Annotated in this window: 16 protein-coding genes; 2 read left to right on the top strand and 14 right to left on the bottom strand. The window is 62.6% G+C overall.

Features of this window, described 5'->3' with window-relative positions:
* Positions 1–35: 35 nt before the first annotated feature.
* Positions 36–842 (bottom strand): peptidoglycan editing factor PgeF, encoded by an 807-nt coding sequence (pgeF, locus tag R3F72_RS12185; RefSeq protein WP_332779767.1) that lies wholly within the window; start codon positions 840–842, stop codon positions 36–38.
* Positions 842–1,798: a 23S rRNA pseudouridine(1911/1915/1917) synthase RluD gene (gene rluD / locus R3F72_RS12180; protein ID WP_332779766.1), complete on the bottom strand. Its 957-nt coding sequence runs from the start codon at positions 1,796–1,798 to the stop codon at positions 842–844. The genes pgeF and rluD overlap by 1 nt, the downstream gene beginning before the upstream one ends.
* Before the next feature lie 159 nt (positions 1,799–1,957).
* Here rluD and R3F72_RS12175 point away from each other — a divergent pair, with 159 nt between their 5' ends.
* Positions 1,958–2,770, top strand: coding sequence for an outer membrane protein assembly factor BamD (locus tag R3F72_RS12175; RefSeq protein ID WP_332779765.1), 813 nt, complete (start codon positions 1,958–1,960; stop codon positions 2,768–2,770).
* Between the two features lie 147 nt (positions 2,771–2,917).
* Here the strand turns inward: R3F72_RS12175 and R3F72_RS12170 are convergent, their stop codons facing one another.
* Together R3F72_RS12170 and thiO are read right to left on the bottom strand one after the other, a co-directional pair.
* Complete coding sequence (locus R3F72_RS12170) at positions 2,918–4,558, bottom strand: NAD+ synthase (protein WP_332779764.1); 1,641 nt, start codon at positions 4,556–4,558, stop codon at positions 2,918–2,920.
* A 183-nt stretch (positions 4,559–4,741) separates the two neighbouring features.
* The gene (gene thiO, locus R3F72_RS12165) at positions 4,742–5,857 is read right to left on the bottom strand and encodes a glycine oxidase ThiO (protein WP_332779763.1); all 1,116 of its coding nucleotides are present in this window, start codon (positions 5,855–5,857) and stop codon (positions 4,742–4,744) included.
* A 59-nt stretch (positions 5,858–5,916) separates the two neighbouring features.
* Here thiO and R3F72_RS12160 point away from each other — a divergent pair, with 59 nt between their 5' ends.
* On the top strand, positions 5,917–6,471 hold the full coding sequence (locus tag R3F72_RS12160; protein WP_332779762.1) for a GspH/FimT family pseudopilin: 555 nt from the start codon (positions 5,917–5,919) through the stop codon (positions 6,469–6,471).
* A 107-nt stretch (positions 6,472–6,578) separates the two neighbouring features.
* Here the strand turns inward: R3F72_RS12160 and R3F72_RS12155 are convergent, their stop codons facing one another.
* From R3F72_RS12155 to ribF, 10 genes are all read right to left on the bottom strand, one after another.
* The gene (locus R3F72_RS12155; RefSeq protein ID WP_332779761.1) at positions 6,579–8,261 is read right to left on the bottom strand and encodes a DUF7305 domain-containing protein; all 1,683 of its coding nucleotides are present in this window, start codon (positions 8,259–8,261) and stop codon (positions 6,579–6,581) included.
* A 25-nt stretch (positions 8,262–8,286) separates the two neighbouring features.
* The gene (locus tag R3F72_RS12150; RefSeq protein ID WP_332779760.1) at positions 8,287–8,820 is read right to left on the bottom strand and encodes a PilW family protein; all 534 of its coding nucleotides are present in this window, start codon (positions 8,818–8,820) and stop codon (positions 8,287–8,289) included.
* The gene (locus R3F72_RS12145; RefSeq protein WP_332779759.1) at positions 8,817–9,284 is read right to left on the bottom strand and encodes a prepilin-type N-terminal cleavage/methylation domain-containing protein; all 468 of its coding nucleotides are present in this window, start codon (positions 9,282–9,284) and stop codon (positions 8,817–8,819) included. Before R3F72_RS12145 ends, R3F72_RS12150 begins: the two co-directional genes overlap by 4 nt.
* Positions 9,268–9,765, bottom strand: coding sequence for a pilus assembly FimT family protein (locus R3F72_RS12140; RefSeq protein WP_332779758.1), 498 nt, complete (start codon positions 9,763–9,765; stop codon positions 9,268–9,270). Before R3F72_RS12140 ends, R3F72_RS12145 begins: the two co-directional genes overlap by 17 nt.
* Positions 9,719–10,177, bottom strand: coding sequence for a type IV pilin protein (locus R3F72_RS12135; protein ID WP_332779757.1), 459 nt, complete (start codon positions 10,175–10,177; stop codon positions 9,719–9,721). Before R3F72_RS12135 ends, R3F72_RS12140 begins: the two co-directional genes overlap by 47 nt.
* Before the next feature lie 118 nt (positions 10,178–10,295).
* Positions 10,296–11,264 (bottom strand): 4-hydroxy-3-methylbut-2-enyl diphosphate reductase, encoded by a 969-nt coding sequence (ispH, locus tag R3F72_RS12130; RefSeq protein ID WP_332779756.1) that lies wholly within the window; start codon positions 11,262–11,264, stop codon positions 10,296–10,298.
* Positions 11,265–11,315: 51 nt separating this feature from the next.
* Positions 11,316–11,783 (bottom strand): FKBP-type peptidyl-prolyl cis-trans isomerase, encoded by a 468-nt coding sequence (gene fkpB / locus R3F72_RS12125; protein ID WP_332779755.1) that lies wholly within the window; start codon positions 11,781–11,783, stop codon positions 11,316–11,318.
* A complete protein-coding gene (lspA, locus tag R3F72_RS12120) occupies positions 11,780–12,343 on the bottom strand; it encodes a signal peptidase II (protein ID WP_442978348.1) in 564 nt (187 codons plus the stop codon). Before lspA ends, fkpB begins: the two co-directional genes overlap by 4 nt.
* A gap of 34 nt (positions 12,344–12,377) precedes the next feature.
* The gene (gene ileS, locus R3F72_RS12115; RefSeq protein WP_332779753.1) at positions 12,378–15,227 is read right to left on the bottom strand and encodes an isoleucine--tRNA ligase; all 2,850 of its coding nucleotides are present in this window, start codon (positions 15,225–15,227) and stop codon (positions 12,378–12,380) included.
* A 128-nt stretch (positions 15,228–15,355) separates the two neighbouring features.
* Positions 15,356–16,477, bottom strand: a complete 1,122-nt coding sequence (gene ribF / locus R3F72_RS12110) for a bifunctional riboflavin kinase/FAD synthetase (RefSeq protein WP_332779752.1) — start codon at positions 16,475–16,477, stop codon at positions 15,356–15,358.
* Positions 16,478–16,550 lie beyond the last annotated feature (73 nt).

Here is a 16,550-nt window from a genome sequence, read left to right as displayed (position 1 = left end):
CGGTGAAAAGTCGAACTCAGACACCAAAGCGCTTATCAGCGCAGCCAGATCACGCTGGCCATCCGTCCGGTATGCCCATCATCGCGACGATGGGAGTAGAAACGGGATTCGCACGCCGTGCAGAAATGACCACCGCTGATCGAGAGAATCCCGAGACGCTCCAGACGCAAGCGCGCGAGCCGATAAAGATCCGCCATGTAATGGTTCAGTCGGTAGGGGCTGCGCTCGAAAGCACTCTCGGCATCGGGCTGCATGGCAACGAAGGCCTCGAAGACTTCCGGCCCGACCTCGAACTGGGCGTTGGAGATCGCCGGCCCCATCCACACCATCAGCTCTTCGGGGTCGACACCCAACGCTGCCACGCTGGCTTCCAGCACACCGCCAGCAAGACCGCGCCACCCGGCATGAGCCAAGCCGACACGTGTTCCCTGCCGATCGCAGAAAAAGACCGGCAGACAGTCCGCGGTGAGAATGACGCAGGCATGGCGACGATCGAACGCGACCGAGGCATCGGCTTGCGGCGGCTGCCGGCGATAACGCGACTGATAGTGCTGGACGACGCGGGCGCCATGTACCTGATCGAGCCACAGCAGCGGCCGCTGGTCGCCGATCTCGGTCACTAGCCGATCCCGGCAGCGAACCACGGTATCGGGATCGTCGCCAACGTGAGCCGCCGGATTGAACGCCGCGAAATCACCTCGGCTGGGGCCGGTCTCGCGCGTGGTGACGAAGGCCCTGACCGTGCTCGGCGCTGGCCAGTCGGGCAGCAGCAGGGTCGGCGCATCCACCGACGACGTCTCGGCTTCGTTCGCCAGTATCGACGAATCATGTTCGGAACTCATCAATCGGACTCCTGATCCTCGCGCAGCGCGTCCAGCAGTAGAAACATGTCGTCCGGCAGCGGCGCCTTGCACTCGATCGGCGCCCCACCGACCGGATGCTCGAAGCGCAGCTTGTGCGCATGCAGCGCCTGGCGCGGAAATTCCCTCAGCAGCGTCTTCAGTGATTCGCCGGCACCGGCCGGCATTTTCAGCCGTCCGCCATATACCGGATCACCGACCAGCGGATAGCGAACGTGCGCCAGATGCACGCGGATCTGATGTGTCCGTCCGGTCTCGAGCCGACAGCGGACATGGGTATGGGCACGAAAGCGCTCGTTGACCCGATAGTGCGTGACCGCCGGCTTGCCCGAGGCCGTGACCGCCTGGCGCTGGCGATCCTTGGGATGCCGGCCGATCGGGGCGTCCACCTTGCCGCCCGCGGTCATCGCGCCGACCACGATGGCATCGTATTCCCGCGAGACGGTTCGTGCCTGCAACTGAGCCACCAGCGCCGTCTGCGCCGTCAGCGTTTTCGCCACCATCATCAGGCCGGTGGTGTCCTTGTCGAGACGGTGGACGATCCCCGCCCGGGGGATCGCCGCCAGCGGCGCATGGTGGTACAGCAGCGCGTTGAGCAGCGTGCCATCGGGGTTGCCGGCAGCGGGATGCACCACCAGGCCGGCAGGCTTGTCGATGACCATGACATCGTCATCCTCGAAGACGATGGACAGCGGAATCGCCTGAGGCTCCCATCGGACCTCCTCCTCGAGTCGGGCATCGAGCGCTAGTCGCTCGCCACCGATCACCTTATCCTTGGGTCTGGCCTTTTGCCCATCGACTGTCAATTCCCCCTGCTGAATCCACCCTTTGAGGCGTTCTCGCGAGAATTCAGGGAACATTTCGGCTGCGGTCTGGTCAAGACGTCGCCCGGCCAAATGCTCGGGTATGCGCTCGTCACGCTTCAAGATATCGGCCATACGTGGGGATCGGTTCCGTTTTGCCGGTACGTTTCGTCGGTGCGTTTCGCCGGCGCGTTTCGTCGGTGCGTTTCGCCGGCACGAGGGTTTGCTTTATAGTGAGCCGGGTTCGGCGGATTCTAGCACGGCCGCCAAGGAATGGTTGATACGAGGATGATGATGCGATTTTCTGCGCGATGTTCCGCTCTGGCCGCCATGTTGGTGGCAGGTGCCCTGCTCGCTGGCTGCGCCAGCAACGAGCCCGCCCCTGAACTACCGGAACAGGATCTGTACCAGCAAGCCCAGAGCTCCCTCGACGCCGGCCGTTACAGCACCGCCGTTACCCAGTTGGAGGCTCTGGATACCCGCTTTCCGTTCGGTCGCTATGCCGAGCAGGCCCAACTGGAACTGATCTACGCCTATTACGAAGTCGAGGACTGGGAGAAGACCCGGGCCGCTGCCAGCCGATTCATCCGCCTTCATCCCGATCATCCGCAGGTCGACTACGCCTACTACATGCGTGGTCTCGGTGCCTATCAGGCGGGGCGCTTCAGCCTCGAAAGCCTGGAGCTGATCGATATCTCCAAGCGTGACCTGGGTGCCTCGCGTGATGCCTACGTCGACTTCGGCGAGCTGGTACGCCGCTTCCCCGACAGCGCCTACGCGCCGGATGCCCGTCAGCGCATCATCTATCTGCGCAACGTCATGGCACGTCACGAGTTGCAGGTTGCCGACTTCTATCTGCGCAAGGGCGCCTACGTCGCGGCCGTCGAACGTGGCCGCTGGGTCATCGAGCATTATCCGAAAGCCGAAGCCACCCGCGATGCCCTGGCGGTCATGGTGGAAGGCTATCTGGGCCTGAACATGCGAGATCGCGCGCAGACCGTACTCCAGACGCTGATCGAGAACGACCCCGACAACAGCCAGCTCGATGGCGACACCTTCGTGCCCAGGCACGTCGATGTCGACCCGCCGCTGGCGCTCAAGGGCTAGCCCCTTCGGGGAGCTGTAAGTGATAAGCGGTAAGCTGTAAGAAAAGCCAAAGACTCGGAACACCTGCTTTGACAGGTAGAGACTACTTCCAGCTTCCAGGTGCGCAGCGCCGCTCTTATAGCTTACGGCTCCTCGACGAAGCCGGGGTCATTTCCCCGGCTTCCAGCCGTTGACGATGGGATAGCGGCGGTCGCGGCCGAACCCTCGGAGCGTCACCCGCGCGCCCACCGGCGCCTGGCGTCGCTTGTACTCGCTGCGATCGACCAGCTTGACCACCTGATAGACGTCGTCGCGCTCGAATCCCGCCTCGATGATCGCCTCGGCGCTCATGTCGCCTTCGATGTAACGTTCGAGAATTGCATCCAGCACGTCGTAACCCGGCAACGAGTCGCTGTCCTGCTGATCCGGCGCCAGTTCGGCGGAGGGCGGACGCGTGATCACCCGCTCGGGGATCGCCGGCTCCTGAGCATTGCGCCAGTTGGCCAGACGGTAGACCCAGGTCTTGTAGACATCCTTGAGCGCATTGTAACCGCCAACCATGTCGCCATAGAGCGTGGCGTAGCCCACCGCCATCTCGCTCTTGTTGCCGGTGGTCTGAACCATCAGCCCCTTCTTGTTGGAAATCGCCATCAGCAGCACGCCGCGCACGCGAGACTGCAGGTTCTCTTCCGTGGTATCGGCCGCTAGTCCCGTAAAACTTTCCGCCAGCGTGGCCGTGAAGGCCTCGACCATCGGCGCGATCGGCATCACCTCGTAGCCGACCCCCAGCATCTTCGCCTGTTCGGCGGCATCGGCCTGGGAGATCTCGGCGGTGTAGTGATACGGCATCATCACCGCGTGAACCCGGTCCGGCCCCAGTGCATCGACGGCGATGGCGAGTGACAGCGACGAATCGATGCCGCCGGAAAGCCCCATCACCACGCCCTTGAAGCCGCTCTTGTTGACGTAGTCGCGAAGCCCGGTGACCAACGCGCAGTAGAGGTTTTCCTCGGCCCCGAGCAGCGGCTCGCGCTCCCCTGTCTGGGGAATCCAGCTGCCGCCCTCCCGGGTGAACCGGACCGGCATCAGCCCGACCTGCCAGAACGGCGCGCGCACGGCGACGTCACCGGTAGCATCCAGCACCAGCGAGCCGCCGTCGAACACCAGTTCGTCCTGGCCGCCGATGGCGTTGACGTAGACCAGCGGTTTGCCCACTTCCCGTGCGCGCTCGGCAAACAGCCGCTCGCGCTCGGCGGGCTTGTCGAGATGGAACGGCGACGCGTTGAGCGTCACCAGAATATCGGCGCCAGCCTCGGCGGACCGACGCACCGGCGCGCCATTCCAGAGATCCTCGCAGATCAGGATGCCGAGTCTGGCACCCCGATGTTCTATCACCAGCGGCGTGTTCCCGGGTTCGAAATAACGATCTTCGTCGAAGACCTGATAGTTGGGCAGCGCCTGCTTGGCATACTCGCCGCGCCACTGACCACCCAGCAATACGCCGGCCAGATTGCGGCGCGCACCCTGGCGCATGCCCGGGTAGCCGATGATGACCAGCGTCTCTGGCGCAATCCTGTCGATCTTGCGAGCCATCTCCGCCAGCGCCTCCTGCAGGCGCGACTCCATCGCCTCGCGCAGCAGTAGATCCTCGGGCGGATAACCGGTCAGGAAGAGTTCGCTGAACACGACCACGTCCGCGCCATGCTCGATGCGAGCTTCGCGTACCGCCTCAATGGCCGCCGCGGTATTGCCGGCGACATCGCCCACCAGCGGGTCCAACTGCGCCATCACCAGAGTCAGATCTTGCATCGGTCTACATTTCTCCAAACAGATGGGGGTTCTCGATATCGAAGACGCCTCCCGATCGAGAGTCCTCCGACGAGTGACGGCGCGCCTGGCGCTCGGATCGCTATCGAACAGGAAACCGTTGCCACGACAGCGCTTTCCGTCATTTTCGCGCATGCCATGCACGGAGGCAAAACCCGCCCATACTCAACGAGCCGACAGATCGAGGCCGAGGAGGCGCGAGCCGGGCAGATAGGGGGAAGGGTCGACGATGGGTTCGCAGCCGATCAGTTGATCGACCAGCAGCCGCGTGGCAGCCGGCGCCAGAACCAGCCCATTGCGGTAGTGGCCGGCGTTGACGTGAAGCCCCTCGAACGTCGGCACCGCGCCGATCATCGGCACCCCGTCCGGCGAGCCCGGCCGCAGACCCGCCCAATGGTGTTCCACCGGACAATCAGCCAGCGCGGGAACGATGGAGAGCGCGCTGGCATACAGCGAGTCGCGGGCCTCACGGGTCGTCTGCTTGTCGAAGCCGACCTCCTCCAGCGTCGAGCCCGCCAGCACCCGGCCGTCGCCGCGGGGGATGACATAACGCCCATCCTTGAGAACGACCCGTTCGACCAGCCCCGGCGGCGCCTTGAACAGAATCATCTGCCCCCTGACCGGCCGAACCGGCAGTTCGATGCCGATACCCGCCAGCAACTCTTGCGACCAGGCACCGGCGCAGACGACGGTCTGGCCCGCCCGGATCGCGCCCTGTGATGTCGCCACGCCGCGAATGGTCGCCCCTTCACGGATCAGCGCCGACACTTCGCACTGCTCGTGCAGGCTCACCCTTGGCATCTGCAAGAGACGCGCACGCAGCGCCTGGCCCAATCGCGGGTTGCGAATGCTGCCGAGCGTCGGCATCCACAGCGCCCCCTCGAAGCCCGGCGCGGCATTGGGCTCCTTGGCGTAGAGCGTGTCGGCGTCGATGCGGTTCAGCGGCTTGGCCATCTCCCGCGCCCAGGCGAGCGCGACATCGACATCCTCGACCCGCAGATAGAGCAGGCCTTTCTGGCGATATTCGGGGTCGATGCCCGTTTCTTCGAGCAGCCGACCGGCCAGCTCCGGGTAGCGCCCTTCCGACCAGCTCGACAACGCCGAGATCGCCTTCGAGTAACGCCACGGATAGAGCGGCGAGACGATGCCGCCACCCGCCCAGGAGGCCTCCCTGCCGCACTGACCACGCTCGACCAGCGCCACCGAATGGCCCGCATCCGCCAACTGCAGCGCCGTCATCATGCCAATGACCCCGCCGCCCACGATCAAGAAATCCTGCATGCTGTCGATATCCTGACAAAAGGGCGATTCTATCACTTGCCCAGACCCTGGACGCCGCCATGGACTCTCGCGCGACATCTTCACAATCGCCTGCTGGCCGTCACGCAAAGCGGACGCGACAAGCAGGTTTTACGCTGATCGAGCTGCTGATCGTCCTTGTCGTGCTCACGATTCTCGCCACCATGGTCACGCCAAGTATGCAGAGACTAATGGCGCAGCAGCGCGTCTCGACCGAAGTTCTGCGTTTGCGCAATGCCCTGCAGCTGGCGAGAAGCCTTGCCATCACACGACATACGACCATGACGATATGCCCCAGTCATGACCGCCAGGCTTGCACCCCCGAAGACTGGACGGCACCCCTGATGATCGTTCAGGGCCGCGCCGATGGCGGCACGCTGGAGGATGAAACCATTCTGCGGGAGTTGAGCGCCAGCCAGGTCGTTTCCGTCACCTACCGGAACGATGGGCGTCTCGTGCGCTTCAAGCCGATGGGCTGGTCGACAGGCCATAACGGCACTTTCGAGATTTGTGGCCGCCATGGCGAAGGGGCTCAGGTGGTTCTGAGCAATCTGGGGAGAATACGGACATCCGGAGAGACACCACCCGACTGCTGATCAGGCTCTGTACGAAACTGCCTGCGCTCGGTCATACGGCGGTAAAAATCAGTCACTGAACTGCATTCAGAACGTCCGAAGGGCGAGCGGAGCGAGTAGTGTATTCATTACAGCCAGGTGAAAGAGAACCCTCCTCCGCCCTTCCCCCCGGCACTCCCGCCACCGGTGCCTACGGTAGATTCCATCAGCGCCTCGTCGTAATGGATGGCCGCACCGCCGGACACCTCGACATGCCTGCCTTTCACCGCGCCATATACCCCCCCGCTACCAGCGACGTTCACGGTGCTGTACGGCGCAAAAATGGTGCCCTTGAATGCAGAGCTTCCGGTAATATTGACGCCAGCATTCCAAGCGCTAGCGCCGCCATCATCATAGGTCGAATAGAGAGAAAGGATCGGGTTGCCCTCTTCGTCGGTCGGGCTATCGGACGCAACATTGAGATTGCTGCTCAGGTTGAAACGCCCCTCCTTGTTGATGACGATCTTCAGCGAACTGCCTTCGGCAATGCTGAACGTAGCACCACCACCGATATTGACATCGCCCGTGACGTAGAGCGTCATGTCGCCGCCATCGACGACGAAGTTGGCACTGCCGGCCAGCGAGAAGCTATCCAGCACCAGGACGTTGGTGGGCTCGGGAAATATACCGTCGATCATGACATCACGCGTAACCTGATAGTTCTCGGGATTAGGTACGCTGTTGTTATTACTGTCTGCAGGCACTTGAAGTCCGTACGGCGTCAGCGTGTAAGTCTGACTGCCGCCACTAATCGACAGGCTGCCCGGCGAGTCATCAGGCAGCGCATCGAACGAGTCATCAGGCAGCGCATCGATCAAGTTGCTGATCTTCGCTTTTCCACTCGCGGTGAAGGAATCGCAGTTCGATGTCGCGACCGGAGGAACGCCTGGGTCACTGTTAACGATCTCGCCCCCGATCTGCTCCTCCACATCACGGTTGGTTGTCGTTCGTACGACCGGCGCCGTAGCATTGCCATCGATGCGCGAGTTCCAGTTGCCAGTGACGATTTCCGTGCTAGCAACCACATCGCCATGGATCGTACCGCTGCTGGTCAGTTTCACGGCACCTTGCGAGCTGACATCTCCATAGACATTAACTCCGCCTCCGCTGATTGTGACATCGCCATTGGCTTGATTAGTGGAGATGGTAGCCTTGGTTCCGTTGCTATTTATTCCTTCGTCAGTCATGACTCCGTAAGCGCCTTTACGCGAGTCATAACTATCTATAAAGCCACCACTTGATACATTGACGCCTTCGCAGCCCAGCAACACCGAACTATATGCACCACCAGGCGTACCGCCACCCTTGACCGTGACCTGAATACGCAGCGGCTGACCGACCGGTTTCTTATCCCGAAAGACAGCAGCAATAATATCGTTGTCCTCTGACTTGTTGTCCTCTGAATTGTTATCCTCTGACTTCTCGCCTTCGACATAACAAGCGGCTGCGGTCATACCCTTACCGTCCGGCTTGATCCGACAGCTATGGCTGCCGCCCCCCTCGGCATAACTCTTAAAGCCGATGTCCTTAGGGGGCGGGACATCAGAAGCAGAGGCAGGCGCAAAATCGCCATCGCTATTGACGATATCGTGCACCACCGCCATGGCGGCTCTTTCCGCGAGCAGGTTCGCTTGCGTGGCCAGTTTATAGTTGCCGGCCATTTTCTCGTCGATCTGTGATGACTGCATGCTGGCCAGGCCAATCATGGTCGATATCGCTACGATGCCGAGAACCACAATCAGTGCAGCACCACTTTGCTGTTGCGGTTTCATGGCAAGCTCTCCGTTTTTCCCGCCGTCAGTCTTGGCTATTCAAGGCATTCATGGCCTGCTGACGATTCATGACATGAAGGGTGAATGTCTTTTCTTGCCCGTTTCCATTGGCAAAAGTGACAGTGACCGGACACAACGCATTCGCTGCGGTTTCGCACTTGCCTTTCGGCACGTCTAGATCAGAGAAACCATTGAGAACGGGCTGCCCATCGACGTAAAGACTCAGCCCATCCTCGCTATCGGGATCGCCGCTCCAGCGATAGGTTCTTTCGTCACCGTCTCCCAGTGTCAGGATGACTGCCTCGCCATCTTCGTCATTCCCGATCGTCACGGTGATCGCGCGGCGAATATCGCCAACCAGGCTATCGGCCACATAAGATAAAACGGCTTGGCGCTGACTTAGCCGCTGCGTCGCCTGCTGATTCTGTATGCCAATCATGAACAGCCTTTCGGCTCCCAGCGCTATCAGCAACCCGATCGCCATGGCAATCAGCAGCTCGACCAGCCCAAATCCACGGTGGCGGGCCGGATAGCGTTCGGCATTAGGCTTCATGTTCATGCGCCCGTTCCTAACCTGGGCAGTCCGACTTCGTAGCGATACGTCAAAGAATCGCCGCCGCTCTTCCATTTCACCTCGATGGTGTAATCGCAGTTGTTGCCACTTGATGATTCGGACATCACCGCATTTTCGGACAAAAGGCCGGGAAGGTGGGATTGCCAGTTGTCGTACCAGTCGGCCACGATCTCGCTACCCTTCGGACACTCGCTTCCTCCTGCCCCGGCCTTGAGCTGGGCCGCCCAGAGGCGCTCGACGGCACCCTGGGCCGCCAGCGAAGCGAGCGTGCGCTGGTAGCCGGCCTGCGCCCCCTGAAGGGATTTGAGCTGTACGCCACCGACGGCCAGCAGGCCGATTCCCAGCACCGCGACCGCAACCAGCACTTCGATCAGGCTGAAACCCCGGGCGCGGCCGCTGCCCCAGCGCGGGGGAACAGGCAGCGACTGTCGGTCATGGTGTGTCGTCATCGTTTCGTTTGCCGATATAGCCAATCGGTGAAATCCACAGTGTTTTGCCAGCGACCTCTATTTCCACTTCCGGGCATAAAGAAACGGAATCGCACTGTAGCCGGCCCACGTCATTGAACATGACGCTCCGTGTTCGCGTCACACTGTTGCCCCGAAAGCTTTCTCTTAGCGGCGGGCCACTTCGATCGTCGAACGTCAATGTCCAACCACCGCCTTCTCTCGGCGCCAGCGTGACGGAGACGCTCTCGCCCTCCGATATCGCCATGCTTCGTGCCTGGCGCAAACCGCCGGCAATGTCGTTATAGTCGTTGGCAATGCGATTATGGGTGAACAGCGACTGCATTCCCGGCACTGCCATTGACGCCAGAATCGCGACGATGGCGAGGGTCGCCAACAGCTCCAGCAGCGTGAATCCGCCTTGCCGTACGTCCTGTTTACCAGCCACAGTCGGCCTGGCTATCCGTATTGCCGTCCAGATCATGCCGGCCGATCTCATCCAGCGTGAAAGCGCCGCAAGCATCTCCCACCTGTGAGCCGACAGGCTCCGCCGTCAGGATGTATTGACTTTGCCAGTTGTCGTCGGAATTCCCGGTAATCCGGTAATAGTCGCCTGTCGTAGTCGTGGTCCAGTCTGTCAAATCGACGCTGCCGCTCGGAGCCTCGGCCGCACACAAATCGCCATTGCTGTCGGTTTTAGGGTAGTAATTGCCCTGGTCGGCGTAGCAGCGTTCCAGTTGGCCCGCGATATCCAGCAAGGCGGTTTTGGCATAGGTACGCCGCGAGCTTTGCATGTAACTGGTGTAACTGGGGTAGGCAATACTTGCCAGGATCGCCACGATCAGCATGACGATCATCAGCTCCAGCAAAGTGAAGCCGTCCTCACGCTTTCGCATCACATACCTGCTCGATAGTTTGTTTCAGTCTGTATCAATCTATACAGAAGTGGCCAACGATCGTATACGAAAAAGCCGGACCTTGGCCCGGCTTTTCGTCAAATAGGCGTTGAAGTGCTCAGTCGCTGACGATGACCTGTTCCCTGAGTTCTTTGGGCATCGAAAACGTGATGGTCTCGGCGCGCCCGGAGAGTTCTTCCGGCGCCTCGGCGCCCAGCGCCTGAAGCCTGTCGATCACGCCCTTGACCAGCACTTCCGGGGCGCTGGCGCCGGCGGTGATGCCGATGGTCTCGATGCCTTCAAGCCAGCTCGGCTCGATCTGCTCGGCATCGTCGATCAGATAGGCCGGCGTGCCGACCCGCTCGGAGAGTTCGCGCAATCGGTTGGAGTTGGAGCTGTTGACGCTGCCCACGACCAGTACCAGTTGCGAACCTGCAGCCAGTTCGCGCACCGCATCCTGCCGGTTCTGGGTGGCGTAGCAGATGTCGTCCTTGCGCGGCCCCTGAATCTCGGGAAAGTGCTCGCGCAGCGCATCGATCACCCTGGCGGTATCGTCCATCGACAGCGTCGTCTGGGTAACGAATGCCAGCCGCGTGGGGTCGCGTACCGGCAGCCTGGCGACGTCGCTCTCGTCTTCGACGAGATAGATCGATCCGCCGTGGCTGTCGTCGTAACGCCCCATGGTGCCCTCGACTTCCGGATGGCCGGCGTGGCCGATCAGGATGCACTCCTGGCCGCGCTTGGCATAGCGCAGCACTTCCATGTGCACCTTGGTCACCAGCGGGCAGGTCGCATCGAAGATCTTGAGACCACGGCGTTCGGCTTCCACCTGCACGGCACGCGAGACGCCGTGAGCCGAGAAGATCACGATGACGTCGTCGGGCACTTCGTCGAGCTCCTCGACGAAGATCGCCCCGCGCTCCCGCAGCGTGTCCACCACGAAACGGTTATGCACGACTTCATGGCGAACGTAGATGGGCGGCCCGAAGACATCGAGCGCGCGATTGACGATGTCGATGGCACGATCGACGCCGGCGCAGAAACCGCGGGGATTGGCCAGCTTGATTTGCGTAGGAACCTTTGGCATAGCGACCTCGCTTGGTACGCCCGAATATCGTGGTGAAGGCGCAGTCCGGATTCAATGAGTCGTGGCTGGCTTCACGTCCAGAATTTCCACTTCGAAGGTCAGGGTACGCCCTGCCAGCGGATGATTGAAGTCGACCTCGACATGGCGTTCGTCGACGCTGGCGATCACGCCGGGCAGTTCGCCGCCGGCAGCATCGGCGAACGACATCACCGTGCCGGGCTCCACGGCCTCCTCGAAGCTGTCGCGGGAGAGTCGCTGCACGTTCTGCGGATTGTGCTGGCCAAAGGCGTGCTCGGGCGAGATCTCGAACGCCCCTTCGTCGCCGGCAGCCATGCCCTTGAGTGGCGCCTCGAAGCCCGGCGGCAGATTGCCGTCGCCGAGCTGGAACGTGGCCGGCTGCTTGCCGCGGGTCGAGTCGACCACTTCACCGTCCTCGAGTTTGACCGTGAAATGCAGCGTGACTTCCATGCCGTCGTCGATGCGGTAGTCACGATCGTCTTGATGGCCGTTCTCGCTCATGAGTCACCCTTGGTCGAAGAAGATTGATCAGCCGAAGAAGATTTATCTGCCGAAGAAGATTTGCCCTTGCTGGAAGAGTGAGACGCTTTCGGCCGGCGCGAATCGAACAGCGATTGCAGCACCAGGCCGATCGCGCCCAGCGTGATGGCGGTATCGGCGAGGTTGAATGCCGGGTAGTACCAGTCGCCCCAGTGAAACGACAGATAGTCGACCACGAAACCGTGAACCAGGCGATCATAGAGGTTGCCGATGGCGCCGCCGATCACCAGCGCCAGCGAGACCGCCGCCAGCGTCTCGCCGCGCTTGAGACGAGAGAGCCACACCGTCAGGCCGATGCTGGCGCCGATGGCGATCAGCGCGAACAGCCAGCGCTGCCAGCCCGCATGCTCGGCCAGGAAGCTGAACGCCGCCCCGGTGTTGTGCAGAAGCGTCAGGTTGAAGATCGGCAGCACTTCCAGCGGCCGACCATACTCGAGATTCGCCGAGGCCAACGCCTTGATACCGAGATCGAGCACGATGACCGCCAGCGACAGCCACAGCCAGCGCAGCGGACGCCGCATCGGCGCCCGCTCGGCGGGTTGTTGAGAGGCGGAATCAGGCAAAGCGGCGCACCTCGCCCGGACCGTCAGGCAGGTTGGCGATGGAGCGGGCCGATAGCGTCGGATGCTCTGGATTCGTGCCCACGTCCGGGCGACGCTCCCAACTGCGCTCGTCCTTCTCGTACGGGCTCATGCGAACCGCGACCTTGAGGCCATCCAGCTCGGTGGCCTTGGCATCGTCCGCTTCCGCCAGCGGCTTCAGCGTGGCTTCGGAAGTGATCAGCACGAAGCGCAGTTCATCCTCGAAACGCGACAGCAGCGCATGCAGCGCGTCGTCGACGTAGAGCGTCACTTCGCTGTCCAGGGCGCCCTTGATGACGCCGGCGTTACGGGCATCCTCGAGCTGCTTGTTGACCGCCTGCTTGACGGCGATCACCTGCTCCCAGAACGCGCGCCCCATCGTCGCGTCTTCCGGCAGCTGGCTCAGGCCTTCGTAATAGGTCTCCAGATGTACGCTCTCGCCGCGCTCGCCAGGAATGTTCTCGTAGATCTCCTCGGCGGTGAACGACAGGATCGGCGCCACCCAGCGCGCCAGCGCCTCGACGATATGATACAGCGCGGTCTGGCAGCTGCGCCGCGCCAGCGAGTCGGGCTGGGTGGTGTACTGACGATCCTTGATGATGTCGAGGTAGAAACCGCCCATGTCCCGCGCGCAGAAATCGTGCACCTGCTGGTAGACGTCGCGGAAGCGATAGTCGGTGTAGGCCTTCTGAATGCGCCCCTGCAGCTCGGCGGCACGATCCACGGCCCAGCGATCCAGCGCCAGCATGTCATCGAACGCCACGGCATCGCGGCTCGGCTCGAAGCCGGTCAGGTTGCCGAGCAGGAAGCGCGAGGTGTTGCGGATCCGACGATAGACATCAGCGGTGCGCTTGAGGATCTCGTCGGACACCGCCATCTCGCCGGAGTAGTCGGTGGAAGCGACCCACAGGCGCAGGATGTCCGCGCCGAGTTTGTCCATCACCTGCTGCGGCGCAACCACGTTGCCCAGCGACTTGGACATCTTGCGGCCCTTCTCGTCGACGGTGAAACCGTGGGTCAGCAGCGACTTGTAGGGTGGATGACCGTCGATGGCGCAACCGGTCAGCAGCGACGAGTGGAACCAGCCGCGATGCTGGTCGGACCCTTCGAGATAGATATCCGCGCGCGGCCCCTGATCGTGGCCGAGCGGATGCGACCCGCGCAGCACGTGCCAGTGCGTCGTGCCGGAATCGAACCAGACGTCGAGGGTGTCGGTGACCTTCTCGTACTGATCCGCCTCTCCGCCCAGCAGTTCGCTCGGATCTAGCTTGAACCAGGCCTCGATGCCTTCCTGCTCGACGCGCTTGGCAACGGCTTCCATCAGTTCGACGGTGCGCGGATGCAGCTCGCCGCTCGCCTTGTCGAGGAAGAACGGGATCGGCACGCCCCAGTTGCGCTGGCGCGAGATGCACCAGTCGGGGCGGTTGGCGATCATCGAGTGCAGACGCGCCTGGCCCCAGCCGGGGATGAAATCGGTGGCATCGACGCCGGCCAGCGCCTTGTCGCGGAGCGTCCTGCCATCGCTGCCCTCGAGATCCATACCCACGAACCACTGCGCCGTGGCGCGATAGATCACCGGCGTCTTGTGGCGCCAGCAGTGCATGTAGCTGTGGGTGATCTTCTCGTGCGCCATCAGCGCACCGGCCTCTTCCAGCTTGGCGACGATGTGCGGATTGGCCTTCCAGATCATCTGCCCGCCGAACAGCGGCAGATCGGCGGCATAGACACCGTTGCTCTGCACCGGATTGCGAATCTCGTCGAAGCTCATGCCGTACTGGCGGCAGGTGTAGAAGTCGTCTTCGCCATAGGCGGGCGACGAGTGGACGATCCCGGTGCCGGCACCTAGCTCGACGTAATCGGCCACGTAGATCGGCGAGACGCGATCGTAGCCTTCATCCAGGCTCGCCAGCGGATGGCGGAAGGCGAGGTTCTCGAGGCTCGCTCCCGGCGCGGTGGCGATGGTCTCGCCGGTCAGGCCGAAGCGTTCCAGGCTCGACTCGACCAGCTCTTCGGCGAGAACCAGCAGGCGCTCGCCGGTATCGACCAGCGCGTAGACGAACTCGGGGTGCACGTTCATCGCCTGGTTGGCCGGGATGGTCCAGGGCGTAGTGGTCCAGATCACGGCCGCCGCCGGCTTGGCCAGCGACACCAGCCCGAACGCGGCCGCCAGCCCGGCATCGTCGACGCTGGGGAAGGCGACATCGATGGCATCGGACTGCTTGTCCTGGTATTCGACCTCGGCCTCGGCCAGTGCCGAGCCGCAATCGAAGCACCAGTTGACCGGCTTGAGCCCCTTGAACACGTAGCCGCCCTTGACCATCTCGGCCAGCGCGCGGATTTCGCCCGCTTCGTTGGCGAAGTTCATGGTCAGGTACGGGTTGTCCCAGTCACCCTGGACGCCCAGCCGCACGAAACCTTCCTTCTGCACCTCGACCTGGGCGGCAGCGTACTCGCGACACAGCGCACGCGCTTCATCCGCCGGCAGATGCTTGCCGTGGGTGGTCTCGACCTTGTGCTCGATCGGCAGGCCGTGGCAATCCCAGCCCGGGACGTAGGGCGCGTCAAAGCCGGCCAGACTCTTCGACTTGACGATGAAGTCCTTGAGCAGCTTGTTGACCGCGTGCCCGATGTGAATGCTGCCGTTGGCGTACGGCGGGCCATCGTGAAGCACGAACCGCTCGCGCCCCCGACGCGCCTCACGCAGCTTGGCGTAGAGGTTCATGTCGTTCCACTGCGCAATTCGGCTCGGCTCCCGAGCCGGCAGATTGCCGCGCATGGGGAAGTCGGTCGATGGCAGATTCAGCGTGTGCTTATAGTCGCTCATGGCTTTTGGGTCCGCTCAGGGCTGTTTTCAGGTCGCTCAGGGCTGTTTCAGATCGCTCAAGGCTGTCTCGGGTCGCTCAGGGCTATTTGTCAGATCGCTCAAGGCTGTCGTCAGGTCGCTCAGGCTGTTCAGTCGTCTCGGGATTCATGCGGTGCCGGCCCCGCATGCGTACCGCCATTCGAATTCTCGGACAGCGGCGCCGATGCCAGCGGAAACTGCGCCTGGGGCAAGGTGGCGGCGCAGATCTCTTCGATGGCGTGGTTCACATCGGCGCGGGCCGCTTCGGGAACATGAGGATCGCGCTGCCCGAAATAGCGGCGGGCGTTGTCGATATCCCGATGAATCTGGGTAACCAGCGCGCCGAAATCGTCGAATTTGGTTTCACCGCGCAGCCGGGCGCAGGGCACGACGGTCAGGGTCTGGCCGTACAGCTCGACCTCGCGATCCAGCAGATGTACCTCGAGGATCGGCCGGTCGGCACCCACCGTCGGGCGCCAACCGATGTTGGCGACGCCGGCGACCCACTCACCGCTCGGCAAGCGCGTGGCACAAGCGAACACGCCGCGCAGCGCCATGGGTCGTCGGGTCAACGGAATGTTGGCGGTGGGCACGCCGATGGTGCGTCCCAGCTGGCGATCACGGACGACTCGCCCCTGATAGCCGTAGGGCCGGCCCAGCATGCGTGCGGCCTGGAAGAAGTTGCCGCTGGCCAGCAGCGTCCGTACTCGCGTGCTCGAGACGCGCTCGTCGTCGAGGGCGAAGGTCCGCGTGTGCTCGACGGCAAAGCCCCGTTCGCGTCCCACCGCCTGCAGCAGCGCGAAATCCCCGGCGCGGTCGCAGCCGAAGCGGAAATCGTCGCCGACGACCAGGTGCCTGACCTGCAGGCCTTCGATCAACACCCGTTCGACGAACTGCTGCGCGGTCAGACTGCGCAGTGCATCGTTGAACGGCAGGCACAGGATTCGATCGGCGCCGTGGGCCTTGAGCAACGCGACCTTGTCGCGCAGCCGTGTCAGCCGCGGCGGTGCCTGATCTCCGGCGAAATACTCGCGTGGCTGCGGCTCGAAGATCACCACCGTGACCGGCAGCCCCTGAGCCCGGGACAGCGTCTGCAGCTGTTCGAGAATGGCCTGGTGGCCCAGATGCACCCCATCGAAGTTGCCGATGGTCGCCACACAGCCACGCGCGGCCGTACCCTGCGCGGCATCGTTGGCGGACGGCAAATTGTGCAAGCCTCGGATCAGTTCCATGGGGTCTGTTCCCGTTTCAGCGCGAACCGCATTTCTGCATAAAAGGGCGTCATTATAACCAAAGGGCTTGCCC

The sequence above is a fragment of the Salinicola sp. 4072 genome (genome assembly GCF_036663415.1).
GTDB lineage: Bacteria > Pseudomonadota > Gammaproteobacteria > Pseudomonadales > Halomonadaceae > Salinicola > Salinicola salarius_A.
Note: the sequence above shows the minus strand (reverse complement) of the source record. Positions and strands in the feature narration are given on the sequence as shown.